This window comes from Ramlibacter sp. MAHUQ-53, from assembly GCF_052600055.1.
The window spans coordinates 96,870-109,953 of sequence record NZ_JBQWTS010000005.1; the positions used below are offsets into that span (position 1 = coordinate 96,870).

At 69.8% G+C, this 13,084-nt stretch carries 13 protein-coding genes and 1 tRNA gene; 6 read left to right on the forward strand and 8 right to left on the reverse strand.

The window, feature by feature from the left end:
• Positions 1 to 4 precede the first annotated feature (4 nt).
• The 3 genes from ACT80S_RS09365 to ACT80S_RS09375 form a co-directional block, all read right to left on the reverse strand.
• Positions 5 to 487 carry a phasin family protein gene (locus ACT80S_RS09365; RefSeq protein ID WP_377415361.1) on the reverse strand — a complete coding sequence of 161 codons (483 nt, stop codon included), beginning with the start codon at positions 485 to 487 and terminating at the stop codon, positions 5 to 7.
• Positions 488 to 568: 81 nt separating this feature from the next.
• Positions 569 to 1,375, reverse strand: coding sequence for a 4,5-DOPA-extradiol-dioxygenase (ygiD, locus tag ACT80S_RS09370; RefSeq protein WP_377415362.1), 807 nt, complete (start codon positions 1,373 to 1,375; stop codon positions 569 to 571).
• Positions 1,376 to 1,384: 9 nt separating this feature from the next.
• Positions 1,385 to 2,272: a LysR family transcriptional regulator gene (locus ACT80S_RS09375; RefSeq protein WP_377415363.1), complete on the reverse strand. Its 888-nt coding sequence runs from the start codon at positions 2,270 to 2,272 to the stop codon at positions 1,385 to 1,387.
• Between the two features lie 101 nt (positions 2,273 to 2,373).
• Here ACT80S_RS09375 and ACT80S_RS09380 point away from each other — a divergent pair, with 101 nt between their 5' ends.
• A complete protein-coding gene (locus ACT80S_RS09380) occupies positions 2,374 to 3,258 on the forward strand; it encodes an alpha/beta fold hydrolase (RefSeq protein ID WP_377415364.1) in 885 nt (294 codons plus the stop codon).
• Between the two features lie 4 nt (positions 3,259 to 3,262).
• Complete coding sequence (locus tag ACT80S_RS09385) at positions 3,263 to 4,243, forward strand: Bug family tripartite tricarboxylate transporter substrate binding protein (RefSeq protein ID WP_377415365.1); 981 nt, start codon at positions 3,263 to 3,265, stop codon at positions 4,241 to 4,243.
• 22 nt (positions 4,244 to 4,265) lie between these two features.
• Here the strand turns inward: ACT80S_RS09385 and ACT80S_RS09390 are convergent.
• Positions 4,266 to 4,341: transfer RNA gene (locus ACT80S_RS09390), tRNA-Arg, on the reverse strand.
• 130 nt (positions 4,342 to 4,471) lie between these two features.
• Here ACT80S_RS09390 and ACT80S_RS09395 point away from each other — a divergent pair.
• On the forward strand, positions 4,472 to 5,029 hold the full coding sequence (locus ACT80S_RS09395; RefSeq protein WP_377415366.1) for a c-type cytochrome: 558 nt from the start codon (positions 4,472 to 4,474) through the stop codon (positions 5,027 to 5,029).
• A gap of 46 nt (positions 5,030 to 5,075) precedes the next feature.
• Here ACT80S_RS09395 and ACT80S_RS09400 read toward each other — a convergent pair whose 3' ends face one another.
• From ACT80S_RS09400 to ACT80S_RS09415, 4 genes are all read right to left on the reverse strand, one after another.
• Positions 5,076 to 5,609 (reverse strand): DUF2946 family protein, encoded by a 534-nt coding sequence (locus tag ACT80S_RS09400; protein ID WP_377415367.1) that lies wholly within the window; start codon positions 5,607 to 5,609, stop codon positions 5,076 to 5,078.
• A gap of 37 nt (positions 5,610 to 5,646) precedes the next feature.
• The gene (locus ACT80S_RS09405; RefSeq protein WP_377415368.1) at positions 5,647 to 6,405 is read right to left on the reverse strand and encodes a sulfite exporter TauE/SafE family protein; all 759 of its coding nucleotides are present in this window, start codon (positions 6,403 to 6,405) and stop codon (positions 5,647 to 5,649) included.
• 217 nt (positions 6,406 to 6,622) lie between these two features.
• Positions 6,623 to 8,248, reverse strand: coding sequence for a GMC family oxidoreductase (locus ACT80S_RS09410; RefSeq protein ID WP_377415369.1), 1,626 nt, complete (start codon positions 8,246 to 8,248; stop codon positions 6,623 to 6,625).
• 53 nt (positions 8,249 to 8,301) lie between these two features.
• A complete protein-coding gene (locus tag ACT80S_RS09415; protein WP_377415370.1) occupies positions 8,302 to 9,843 on the reverse strand; it encodes a CoA-acylating methylmalonate-semialdehyde dehydrogenase in 1,542 nt (513 codons plus the stop codon).
• Between the two features lie 105 nt (positions 9,844 to 9,948).
• Here ACT80S_RS09415 and ACT80S_RS09420 point away from each other — a divergent pair, with 105 nt between their 5' ends.
• From ACT80S_RS09420 to ACT80S_RS09430, 3 genes are all read left to right on the forward strand, one after another.
• Positions 9,949 to 10,866: a LysR family transcriptional regulator gene (locus ACT80S_RS09420; protein WP_377415371.1), complete on the forward strand. Its 918-nt coding sequence runs from the start codon at positions 9,949 to 9,951 to the stop codon at positions 10,864 to 10,866.
• A 118-nt stretch (positions 10,867 to 10,984) separates the two neighbouring features.
• Positions 10,985 to 12,499 carry a methyltransferase regulatory domain-containing protein gene (locus tag ACT80S_RS09425; protein WP_377415372.1) on the forward strand — a complete coding sequence of 505 codons (1,515 nt, stop codon included), beginning with the start codon at positions 10,985 to 10,987 and terminating at the stop codon, positions 12,497 to 12,499.
• Positions 12,496 to 13,074 (forward strand): GNAT family N-acetyltransferase, encoded by a 579-nt coding sequence (locus tag ACT80S_RS09430; protein WP_377415373.1) that lies wholly within the window; start codon positions 12,496 to 12,498, stop codon positions 13,072 to 13,074. The genes ACT80S_RS09425 and ACT80S_RS09430 overlap by 4 nt, the downstream gene beginning before the upstream one ends.
• Positions 13,075 to 13,084 lie beyond the last annotated feature (10 nt).

Sequence of the window (13,084 nt, forward strand, 5' to 3'; positions counted from 1 at the left end):
CACCCTAGTGGCGCATCGCCGTCCGCGGCGGGTGCCAGGAGAACGGTTCGCCGAACCCGGACAGGATGGAGGCCGCGTCGGTGGCCTGGCGCACGCCTTCCACCGCGACGGGCCCCCCCCACTGGAACAGGCTCATGAACAGCCGCTGGTTCATCTCCATCGCGGCGTGACCGAGCTCCTGCCAGTAGCGCCCCATCTCCTGCAGGTCGTGCTGCACCAGGTCGACCTGCAGGGACGCGAGCTGGTGGGCGTCGCAGCCTGTAGACAGGCGCGTGCTCGCCGACTCGTGGCGCTGCAAGGCGCGGTGCGCGGCCTGCGCCTGCACGCGCCGGATGTTCTCGAACCCCTGCAGGACGGCGCACAGCGACTCGGTGCACACGGCCAGTTGCTGCCGGGGCAGGTCACCCCAGAGGTCCAGGAACGGGGCGGCCGCAGCCTCGGCGGGGGCGGCGACGGGTTTGCGGGGGGATGATGGCTTGGTAGTCATTGCGGGCTGCCTTGTGATCCGGAAGTTCAACATACTCCAGGAGGCGGCGGCCGCGTTGATCTACCGCAAGCCCGGTGACCCTCAGCCCCAGACCACCGAGCGCATCGCCACCGACGCGCCCTGGAAGTCCGCGCTGAAGAACTCCGCCGCCTCGCCGGGCTCCGCGGCGCCCGCCGCATGCAGCAGCGGCAGGTAGTGGTCATAGCTCGGGTGGGCCAGGCGGGCGATGTCGCCCATGCCCTGGAAGTCGGCGAGCGCGTCGGGATCGCCCCGTTCGATCGCCTGGGCGATGCGCGTGTCGAACTCGATCGCCCAGTCGTAGGCGTCGAAGCCGGTGGCCTCGCGCCGCATCGCCCGCAGGTTGTGGACGGTGTTGCCGCTGGCCACCACCAGCACGCCCAGCTCACGCAGCGGGCGCAGGCGCCGGCCCAGCGCCAGGTGGTCGGCCGGCGGCGCGTCCCAGTTCAGGCTCAATTGCAGGACGGGAATGTCGGCCTGCGGGAACATGGGTTTGAGCACGCCCCAGCTGCCGTGGTCATAGCCCCACTCGCGCGCGTCGATGCCCACCGGCACGTCCGCCAGCAGCGCGCTGATCTGCGTGGCCTCCCCGGGGGCGCCTGGCGCGGGATATTGCTGCGCGAACAGCTCCTGCGGGAACCCGCCGAAATCGTGGATGGTGCGCGGCTGCGCCTGCCCGGTGAGCCACCAGCCGTGCGTGAGCCAGTGCGCGGACACGCACAGGATCAGGCGGGGCCGCGGCCAGCGCGTGCCGAACTGCGTGCCCAGCACGCGCCAGGCCTCGCGGTACGGGTTGTCCGTGATCACGTTCATGGGGCTGCCGTGTCCCAGGAACAGTACCGGCATCTTGGGCGAGGGAGTCAGGGGCATGCGGAAATTCTAGGCGCGCGCCCCGGCCCGGATCACCTCGGCCAGGCGTGCCGCGGCCGGCGAGAGCGCGCGCCGCGAAGCAGTGAATAGCCCGATGCGCCGGCTCAGGGCGGGCGACACGATGCGCAGCGCCTGCACGCGGCGGTCGGGCCGCGCAGGCAGCACCGACCGCGGGAGGATGGCCGCGCCGAGTTCGACGTTGGCCATCGCGATCAGGGTCTGCGCCTGGGTCGACTCGTATTTCGGCGCCAGCGCGATGCCCGCCTTGCGGCACGCCTCGTCGAACATGCCGCGCAACGCCGTCGCTTCACTCAGGAGCAGCACCGGCAGCCTCGACACCTCGCGCAGCGTGATGGTGCCGGCAGCGGTGGCCTTGAGCCGGCGCGGCACCAGGGCCATCAGGCTCTCCTCCAGCAACGGCTCGAACTTCACGCCGGCGCCGGGCGCGGCGGGGCCGATGCCGAAGTCCGAGTCGCCGCTGGCGACGCTTTCCAGGATCCCTGCGGGCGTGAGCTCGTGCACCCGGATCTGGATCGCCGGGTACTCGGCCTCGAAGCGCGCCAGCCACGGCGGCAGCAGGGTCGCCGCCATGATCGGCGAGGAGGCCAGCGTGATGCGCCCGCGCCCGAGGTCCAGCGTCTCCTGCAGCTCGCGCACGCCGGCCTCGATCTCGCGGAAGCCCTTGCGCGCGGCATCGCGCAGCACCAGGCCTGCCGCGGTGAGCTTCACGCTGCGCGTGGTGCGGTGGAACAGCGCGACGCCGAGCTGCTCCTCGAGCTGCCGCACCTGGGTGCTGACCACCGAGAAGGACCGGTGGATCTGGCCGGAGGCGTCGCGGAAGCTGCCGGCCTCGGCCACCTCGAGGAAGGTGCGCAGGTGGCGCAGGTTGATGTCCATGGACGGGTTCTCCTGCAAGGAAGTTTATTCGGGAGGGCAGAACAATCGGTCTCGATAATCGCGATTGTCCGGCGAGGGGCTACCCGGTAAGGTGCGGCCCCATGTCCACGACCCCCCAGCCTTTCGAGATCGAAACCTCCGACCCCGGCGTACGCATCGTCGGCCGCATCCGCGGGTCGGGTCCGCCCCTGCTGCTGCTGCATGGCAACCCGCTCACGCAAATGAGCTGGGACCGCATCGCCCCACGCCTGGCCGAGCACTTCACCGTCGTCACCACCGACCTGCGCGGCTACGGCGACAGCGGCAAGCCCGAGGGCCTGCCGGACCACTCCAACTACACCTTCCGCCGCATGGCCCAGGACCAGGTGGAGGTGATGCAGCACCTGGGCTTCGCGCGCTTCGGCGTGACAGGCCACGACCGGGGCGCGCGCACCGCCTTCCGCATGGCGATGGACCATCCGGACAAGGTCACGCGCGTCGCCTTCCTCGACATCCTGCCCACGCACTGCGTCTTCAAGGACATCCAGGTCCAGATGGCGCTGGACCTGTACCACTGGTGGTTCATGGCCCAGAAGCGCGGCTTTCCAGAGACCCTGCTTCGGGGCAACGAGGCCTTCTACATCCGCGACAAGCTGATGAAGCAGGGACCCGGCAAGGGCGGCTTCACCGAGGAGGAAATCACCGAGTACATCCGCGTGTGCACCCCCGAGAACATCCACGCCGTGTGCGAGGACTACCGCGCCGCCGCGACGCTGGACCTGCAGATGGACACCGCGGACTTCGAGGCGGGCCGCAAGGTCCAGCCGCCGGCGCTGGTCCTGTGGGGGGAGAAGAGCCACACCGCGCACCACCACGACGCGCGCATCGAGTGGCCGAAGTACTGCGCGAACATCGTCCGCATGCAGGAGCTGCCCTGCGGGCATTACCCGACCGAACAGGCGCCCGAGCACACGCTCGCGGAGCTGCTGGCCTTCTTCAAGGAGTGACGTGATGAGATCCAACCTTCGCCGTGGCCTGACGACGCTCGGGCTGGCCTGCATGCTGGCGCCTTCGCTGGCCCGCGCCGACACCTACCCCTCGCAGCCGATCAAGCTGGTGGTGGCCTTCGCCCCCGGCACCGGCAGCGACATCCTCGGCCGGCTGCTGGCGGTGCGCCTGTCCGAGCAGCTGCGCGTGCCGGTGACCGTGGAGAACCGCGCCGGCGCGGGCGGCACCTTGGGCACGCAGTCGGTGGCCAAGGCGCCGGCCGACGGCTACACGCTCACGCTCGCCACGAATGCCACGCTGATCACGTCGCCCCTCCTGAGCAGCCAGCCGACCTACCGCGCGGATCGCGACTTCACCCCGCTGGGGGGCGTGGGCCGCACGCCCCTGGTGGTGGTGACCAGCGTGAATCCCGATGCGCCGCGCAGCTTCCGCGAGCTGGTGGCCCGTGCGCGCGACAAGGACAAGCCTTCGAGCTTCTCGAGCGCCGGCGTCGGCACCATCGGGCACCTGACCAGCGAGGTGGTGATCAAGCAGGCCGAGATGAACAGCAAGCACGTCCCCTACAAGGGCAGTGGCCAGTCGCTGACCGACGTGGTGCGCGGCGAGATCCTTTTCAGCTCGGACACGCCGCCCGCGGTGCTGCCGCTGGTGAAGGGCGGCAAGCTGCGCGCCCTGGCGGTGACCGGTGACAAGCGCCTGCAGGTACTGCCTGACACGCCGACGCTCCAGGAGTCGGGCCTGGCCGGCATCAACCTCTCGGTCTGGTGGGGGCTGATGGCGCCGGCCGGATTGCCTGCCCCCGTCGCCGAGCGACTGGGCAGCGAGCTGGCCAAGGTGGTCGCCCACCCGGACATGCGACGCAAGATGCAGGAAATGGAGCTCGAGCCGATGCCCATGACGGGCGCGGAACTGGCGGCCTACATTCGCACCGAGTACCCGTTCTGGCAGCAGTTCCTGAGCAAGTCAGGCATCAAGCTGGAGTGAGGGGTGGGAGGGAGGCAGAAGATGGCGCGGCTGGCGGGGATCGAACCCACGACCCTTGGCTTCGGAGGCCAATACTCTATCCACTGAGCTACAGCCGCGCGATGAAACAACCCGCTGATTATGACCCATGCCGGACCCTGTCCCCGGCGCCTGCGAAGGAGGCGCCCTGTCGGCCCCTTATAATCGAAGGTTGATTTCATCCCCAGCACCGTTTTGCCCGAGGACGCAATGAGCGACAGCCAGCACGAAGAAGCCCATACCGGTCCGATCAAGACCCCGAAGCAACTGCTCTGGGCCTCGTTCTTTTCGTTCGTGGTTCCGGTGTTCATCATCATGGGCCTGGTCGCTTATGTCACCTCTGATAGCAAGCCGGCCGGCAGCGCCCAGGCCGAGCGCTATGCTCTTGGTGGCGTGACCGCCCAGGACCAGGAGCGCGGCGTCGCCGAGCGCCTGCGCAAGGTCGGCTCCGTCGAGATCCGTGATGCCAACCGCGCCCTGAAGTCCGGCGAGGAAGTCTTCAAGGCCCAGTGCGCGGCCTGCCACACCTCCGGCGCCGCCGGGGCGCCCAAGCTCGGCGATGCCGGTGCCTGGGGTGCCCGCATCAAGGCCGGCTACGAGGCCCTGCTGAACTCCGCCCTCAAGGGCAAGGGCGCCATGGGCGCCCAGGGTGGTGGCGATTTCGACGACCTCGAGATCGGCCGCGCCGTGGTCTACCTGGCCAACGCCGGCGGCGCCAAGTTCGCCGAGCCGCAGCGCCCCGCGGCCGCGGCATCCGCCGCCAAGTAATCTCACGCTGATTCGAGAAAGCCGCCCGCATCCGCGGGCGGCTTTTTCACGAGTGCGGTGCCCGCTGCGCCGCCGGGCTCCGAACGAAGCCGTACTGCGTCGGCAGATCCTGCGCCAGCATCTCCCGCGGCGCCCAGCGGCCGCTTTCCACCGCGTCGGCCGCCAGCGCCATGTCCAGGCTGTGGACCAGGCCGAAGCCCTGGTCGGTGTCGAGGTACAGGCGTCCGGCTTCGTCGATCACGCAGGCGCGCACCCGCGCAGGCTGGCCGCAGTGCGAGAAGACCTGGCCGTCACCGTGCACCCGCCAGACCAGCGGGGCCGCCTCGAGCTCCACGTACACCCGCTGCGGGCCGTTCTGGAAGTACCAGCGGCCCGTCTCGTCGGCTTCGTAATTGCGCTGGATGAAGTCGACCAGCTTGTCATGCCGCAGCAGCGAGCCCTTGGCCTGGGGGAACGGGCCCGCGGCCTGCACGCGGTCGTCGCGCATGTACCAGCCGCCGCGCGCGTCCAGCCCCAGCCACCCGTAGCAGTGGGGCACATGCGGCCACTTGGCCATGGCCTGGCGCACGATATCGTCCATGGCCCAATGATAGGCGGCGCGGCGAGCCCGCGCGGGCTCAGCGCAGGAAGGCGTCGTAGCCCGTCTTGAGGATCAGGGCCGAGACCACGACGATGAACACGCCGCGCACGAAGCCCGCGCCATGGCGCAGGGCCAGGCGGGTCCCGAGCAGGCTGCCGGCCACGTTGGCCACCGCCATCACGGCGGCGTAGTGCCACCAGACATGGCCCTTGAACGCGAAAAGCACGAGCGCGGCCAGGTTGGTGGTGACGTTCAGGAGCTTGGCGGCGGCCGAGGCGTTGAGGAAGTCATACCCCAGCAGGCGCACGAAGAGGAAGACGAAGAAGCTGCCGGTGCCGGGACCGAAGAAGCCGTCGTAGAAGCCCACTGCCAGCGCGATGCCGCAGGCCACCAGGCGCTCCGTGTTGCGGGAGAACACCGGGGCATGGTGGCGGCCCAGGTCCTTGCGCGCCAGCGTATACAGCAGCACCGCCAGCAGCACCAGCGGCAGCAGGCGGCGCAGGAAGTCGCCCGAGACCACGGTGACCGCCCAGGCCCCGGTGAAGCCGCCCGCCAGGCCCATCGCGGTGGCGGGCAGCAGCGCGTGCCAGTTCAGGGTGACGCGCCGGCTGTACTGCCAGGTCGCCATCGCGGTGCCCCAGACCGAGGCGCTCTTGTTCAGGCCGAAGAGGGTGGCGGGCGGTGCAGTGGGAAACAGCGTGAACAGGGCGGGCACCAGGATCAGGCCGCCGCCCCCGACGATCGCGTCCACGAACCCGGCGCCCAGGGACGCAAGCGCCATCAGCAGCAATTCCATGCCGGGATTGTCCCCAAAAAAGCAAAGGCGCCTTGGGGGCGCCTTTGCGGTCGGCATCGTTGTGGGATGCCTGCTTGTTCTTTTGTGATGTGGGTTTTGTCTCCGATGTCTCCTCGGACCCCTCGCTTTTCAGCGACGCCCAGTTACGGTGCGTCTGCGAGTTGACGCACTGTACTTGGGCGTCGTCCGGATGAGCATTGGGGCTTACCCGTGGTCCTCACCCCGCGGCGAGGATCCAGTCGGCGGCCTTCTCGGCCATCATCAGCGTGGGCGAGTTGGTGTTTCCGCTGGTGATCGTGGGCATGGCGCCGGCGTCCACCACCCGCAGGTTGGCCACGCCGCGCACGCGCATTTGCGGGTCCAGCACGGCCATCGGGTCATCCTCGGCGCCCATGCGGGTGGTGCCCACCGGGTGGAAGATGGTGGTCGCGATGTCGCCCGCCAGCCGGGCCAGTTCCTCGTCGGACTGGTACTGCGGGCCGGGTTTCCATTCCTCGGGCCGGTACGGGGCCAGCGCCGGCTGCGCGGCGATGCGCCGCGCCACGCGCAGCGAGTCCGCCGCCACGCGGCGGTCCTCGGGGGTGCTGAGGTAGTTGGGGGCGATCAGGGGGGCGTCACGGAAGTCCTGGCTGCGGATCTTGACCGTGCCCCGGCTGGTGGGGTTCAGGTTGCAGACGCTGGCGGTGAACGCGTCGAAGGTGTGCAGCGGTTCGCCGAATGCGTCCAGGCTCAGGGGCTGCACGTGGAACTGGATGTTCGGCCACGGCTGGTCCGGCGAGCTGCGGGTGAAGGCGCCCAGCTGGGAGGGGGCCATGCTCATGGGGCCGCTGCGCTTGAACGCGTACTCGAGGCCGATCCGGGCCTTGCCCCACCAGCTGGAGGCCAGGGTGTTGAGCGTGCTGACGCCCTGCACCTTGAATACCGAGCGGATCTGTAGGTGGTCCTGCAGGTTGGCGCCCACGCCCGGCAGGTCCTGCAGGACGGGGATGTCCAGCGACTGCAGCAGGCTGGCGGGGCCGATGCCCGAGTGCTGCAGGATCGCCGGCGAGCCGATGCTGCCGGCCGACAGCAGCACCTCGCGGTTGGCGCGGGCCGTGACCATCTCGCTGCCGGTCCACACCTCGACGCCGGTGCAGCGCAGCGCGCCGTCCTCGCCACGCTCGATCACCAGCCGCCGCACATGGGCGTTGGTCCACATCTCGAAGTTGGGGCGGCCGTAGCAGGTCGGGCGCAGGAAGGCCTTGGCGGTGTTCCATCGCCAGCCGGCGCGCTGGTTCACCTCGAAGTAGCCCACGCCCTCGTTGTCGCCGCGGTTGAAGTCGTTGCAGGCGGGCAGGCCGGCCTGCTGCGCGGCCTGGGAAAAGGCGTCGAGGATGTCCCAGCGAAGCCGCTGCTTCTCCACCCGCCACTCGCCACCGGCTCCATGCAGCGCATCGGAGCCGCCGTGGTAGTCCTCGTGCTTGCGGAAATACGGCAGGCAGTGCTCCCAGCGCCAGCGGGCATCACCCGTGAGCCGGGCCCACTGGTCATAGTCACGCGACTGGCCCCGCATGTAGATCATGCCGTTGATGCTGGAGCAGCCCCCCAGCGTCTTGCCGCGTGGGTAGCGCAGCTGGCGGCCGTTGAGGCCGGCTTCGGCTTCGGTGCGGTACAGCCAGTCGGTGCGCGGGTTGCCGATGCAATGCAGGTAGCCGACCGGGATGTGGATCCAGTGGTAGTCGTCCTTGCGGCCGGCTTCGATCAGCAGCACACGCCGGGACGGGTCGGCGCTCAGTCGGTTGGCGAGCAGGCAGCCGGCCGTGCCGGCGCCGATGATGATGTGATCGAACGTCGTGTCGCTCATCGCGCGTTGTCCCTCGTTGTTCTGATGACGCAGCGCGAAGGATAAGCGCTGCGTTACTTCGAGGTCGGCATCACGAACTCGGCGCCCTTGCCGATGCTCTCAGGCCACCGCTGCATGACGGACTTCTGCTTCGTGTAGAAGCGCACGCCCTCCTCGCCGTAGGCATGCATGTCGCCGAACAGGCTCTTCTTCCATCCGCCGAAGCCGTGCCAGGCCATGGGCACCGGGATCGGCACGTTGATGCCGACCATGCCCACCTGGATGCGGCGGCTGAACTCACGCGCCACGTTGCCGTCGCGGGTGAAGCAGGCCACGCCGTTGCCGAACTCGTGGTCGTTGACCAGGGTCAGCGCCTCGGCGAAGTCCTTGGCCCGCACGCAGGCCAGCACCGGGCCGAAGATCTCCTCGCGGTAGATCTTCATGTCGGGCGTGACATGGTCGAACAGGGTGCCGCCGAGCCAGAAGCCGTCATCGCAGCCCGCGCCGGCCGCCTGGCCCCGGAAGCCGCGGCCGTCGACCACGAGCTGGGCGCCCTCGGCGACGCCGGCATCGATGTAGCCGGTGATGCGGTCACGCGCCACCCGGCTCACGATCGGGCCCATCTCGGCGTCGAGCTCGACGCCGTTCTTCACCTTGAGCGCGCGGGTGCGCTCGGCCAGCACCGGCATCAGCCGGTCGCCGGTGTCGCCGACCAGCACGGCGACCGAGATCGCCATGCAGCGTTCGCCGGCGGAGCCGTAGGCCGAGCCGATCAGGGCGTCAGCGACCTGGTCCATGTCGGCGTCGGGCATCACCACCATGTGGTTCTTCGCGCCGCCCAGGGCCTGCACGCGCTTGCCGTGGCGGGCGCCGCTCTCGTAGATCTTCTGCGCGATCGGCGTGGAGCCGACGAAGGACAGGGCCTTCACGCCGGGGTGCTCCAACAGGGCGTCGACCGAGTCCTTGTCGCCCTGGACCACGTTGAACACGCCATCGGGCAGGCCGGCCTGCTTCAGCAGTTCCGCCATGCGCAGCGAGGGGCTCGGGTCCAGCGGGCTGGGCTTGAGGACGAAGGTGTTGCCGCAGGCCAGGGCCACCGGGAACATCCACATCGGCACCATCACCGGGAAATTGAAGGGAGTGATGCCGGCGACCACGCCCAGGGGCTGGCGCATCGTCCAGTTGTCGATGCCGGTGGAGACCTGCTCGGTGTAGTCGCCCTTGAGCAGCTGCGGGATGCCGCAGGCGAATTCCACGATCTCGATGCCGCGCGTGACCTCGCCCTGGGCGTCGGTGAACACCTTCCCGTGTTCGGCGGTGATCATGCGGGCCAGTTCGTCCCGGTGCTGGTTCAGGAGCTCGAGGAACTTGAACATCACCCGCGCGCGGCGCAGCGGCGAAGTCTCGGCCCACGCGGGGAAGGCGGCCTGGGCGGTGGCGACCGCCTGGTCCACTTCACGGGTGTCGGCCAGCGCCACCCGGCCGGTCACCTGGCCGGTGGCGGGATTGTGGACATCGGCGTGGCGGCCACTGCGGCCCGCGCAGACGCGCCCCCCGATCCAGTGGTCGATCGTGGCGACGCCGGTGGCGGCGAGGGCTTTCTCGGGTGCGTTCATGGAGGATCCTTCAATCGGTTGCTGGGGCCCAGTCTAGGCGTCGCGGTGCCGGCCGGGAAGGCCAGAACCTCAATCAGATTGTTCGATTCGATGAACAATACAAGCATGACTACGCCCGCCTTCGCCGACCTGCACCTGCTGACCGTGCTGGCCCAGACCCGCAGCTATACGCAGGCCGCGCGCCGGCTCGGGGTGTCCAAGGCCACGGTGAGCCAGCGCATCGCCGAACTGGAGCGCGCGGCCGGCGTGCCCCTGGTGCGGCGGACCACCCGCTCGGTGAGCCTGACCCCGGCGGGCCAGCAGCTCGTCGACGACATCCAGGCGCCGTTCGAGCGCATCGAGCACAGCTTCGCCGGCGTCCGCGACCTGGCCGGCTCGCCGCGCGGCCTGGTGCGCCTCACCGCCCCCGTGGCCCTGGGACGGCAGCACATCGCGCCGATCCTGCCCGCCTTCCTCCAGCGCTACCCGGAGATCCGCCTGGAGCTGGACCTGAGCGACCGCCTGGTGAACCTCGCGCAGGAAGGTTTCGACCTGGCGATCCGGCATACCCAGGCGCCGCCGGAGACGCATGTGGCGTGGCCCCTGTGCGCCTCGCGATCCCTGCTGGTGGCCAGCCGCGACTACCTGCGCCGGCACGGCGAGCCCGGGCATCCCTCGGAGCTCTCCGCGCATGCCTGCCTCCTGTACCTGCGGGATGCCGCGGGCCAGAGCTGGTCCTTCGAGCAGGAGCGCCGCCGCCGTCCCGAGCGGGTCGCCGTGGCGGTGTCAGGCCCCCTGAAGGCGAACAACAGCGAGGTGCTGCGCGAATGCGTGATGGCCGGCCTGGGCATCGGCCTGTTGCCCGACTTCACCGCCTCCCCGGCCCTGGCCTCCGGCGAACTGGTGCAGGTGCTGCCGAAGTGGCGGCCGCTCGGCTTCTTCGGCGACCACATTTACGCGCTGCGGCCCTGGTCCGCCCGGGTGCCGCGGGCAGTGCAATGCCTGGTGGACCACCTGCGCGAGGCCCTGGCGCAAGGCTTCTGAGGCCAGCGGGGCCGGCCAGCCGCTGGAACTCGCCGGCGTCCTCCATCACCAACGCTCAATTGTTCAGCCATGGGCGCTCGACGGGGGTCGAATGAATCAGAACTGGTCACAGGGGTATGTGTCGGATCTCACATACTCCCACGGCTACTACCATGAGCTGTCACCGCCCTTCCTGCGGTTCTTCCTTCTCCTGAACGGCCTGTCCAACGCCACCGGCGACGGCTCCTACCGCTACTGCGAGCTCGGCTACGGGCAAGGCGTCTGCGCCAATCTCCACGCTGCGGCCAACCCCCGAGGGGAGTTCTGGGGCACGGACTTCAACCCGGACCATGCGGTCTTCGCCCAGTCGCTGGCGCGCCAGGCCCAGCTGCCGGCCCACTGGCTGGCCCTCGGCTTCGAGGACATGCTCGAGGCCAGCCTGCCTGAGTTCGACTTCATCACCCTGCATGGCGTCTGGTCCTGGATCAATGCGTCGGCGCGGCATGCGGTCGTCGAGTTCATCCGGCGGCGCCTGCGCCCCGGGGGCATCGTGTACGTCAGCTACAACGTGATGCCGGGCTGGTCCGCCGAGAAGCCTTTGCGGGACCTGCTGTGGCTGCACTCCGAACTGGCCGGGGGCCGGGGCGCCTCCACGGCCACGCGCATCAGCGATTCGCTGGCGTTCGCGCAGCGCCTGCGCCGGGGGCGGGCCGCCTACTTCGAGCAGAACGCCAAGGCCGGCCAGATGCTCGACGAGATGCTGCGCGACGACGTGAACGTCGTCGCGCACGAGTACTTCAACCGCTCCTGGCACATCACCTATTTCGCCGAGCTGGCGGAAACCCTCGAGGCCGCCGGTCTGGGTTTCGCCTGCTCGGTGCACAAGTCCGACCTCGTGGGGGAGTCTCTGCAGCGCCGCCAGGCCTGTGGCGTGGCCGACCTGGCCCTCAACCCGGCGCTGCGCGAAACCACCACCGACTTCCTGCTCAATCGCCGCTTCCGCCGGGATGTCTTCGTGCGTGGCGCCAACCGCCTGTCCCGGCCCGAGCGCAACGCTCGGCTGCGGGAGGTGGCCCTGGTCCTCCTGCGCCCCGCTGCTGCCATCGGCACCACGGTGCAGACCCCGTACGGCAGCATCTCGCTCGATCCTGAGATCGCCACGCGGCTGGTACAGGCGCTGGACGTCGCGGACGCACCGGTCCCCCTGGGGCGGCTGATCGACGACGCCGGGCTCGGCGGGTATCCCGTCGAGCGGGTGTTCGAGACTGCGGCCGCCCTGGTGGCCCAGGTCCATGCGTTCCCCGTGTTCCCCGAGGACCTGGCTGCGCATGACCCGGTGCCGGCCCGCGCCATGAATCGCGCGGTCGCCCGCCAGGCCCGGTTCGACGACACGTTGCGGTACCTGGCCAGCCCCGTGACCGGCCACGCCATCGAGAGCGCCCGGGCGGAGCGGCTGTTCCTGCTGGCGTGGGAACAGGGCGCGCGCACGGCCAGCCAGCTGGCTGACGTCGCCTGGCCCTGGCACGAGGCCCCCGAGCGGGCGCAGGACGCTGACGCCGTCCGGCGCGATCTGGCCGCACGGGCCGAGCAGTTCATCGAGACGGTGGTGCCGATGTGGCGCCGCCTTGGCCTGCTGGAGGAGCGCGCATCATGAAAGCCCGAGTCGTCACGCCGGTCGACCAACCCGTCATCTGGATGGACAACGAGCGGTGGTGGCTCTACGGGGTTCACCCGCAGTTCGCCGCTCCCTTCGCGCGCTTTCATGCCCGCAACCGCCACCACCTGCGCATGGCGATGAGCCTCGCGCCGGAGCTGGAGCAGGCTGCCCACTGGGAAGGCGAGCTCGCGCGCCGCCGGCAGGCCATGTCGGCCGGACAGGCCGTCCACCTCGTGGGGTTCACCAAGGAGGGTGACGCCCGGGAGATCGGCTGCCTGGCCAGCTTCTGGGCCATCGAGCATGGCGACTTCCAGGCCTGCACGATCAGCTTCCTGGTCGACGAGCCGCTGGAGGGCAGCGGCCTGATGTACGCCGCGATCGCACCCGCGGTGCGCGAGGTCCTGGCCCGCTACAAGCTGCACCGCATCATGGCCACGCACCTGCCGGAGAACCTGCGCAGCGCCCGGTTGCTGCGCCGGCTGGGGTTCACGGTGGAGGGCTACGCGCGGGACTTCGTCAAGGTCAACGGCGAGTGGCGCGACAACGTGCTGCTGTCTCTGGTGACCGACTGACCCGCGCGCC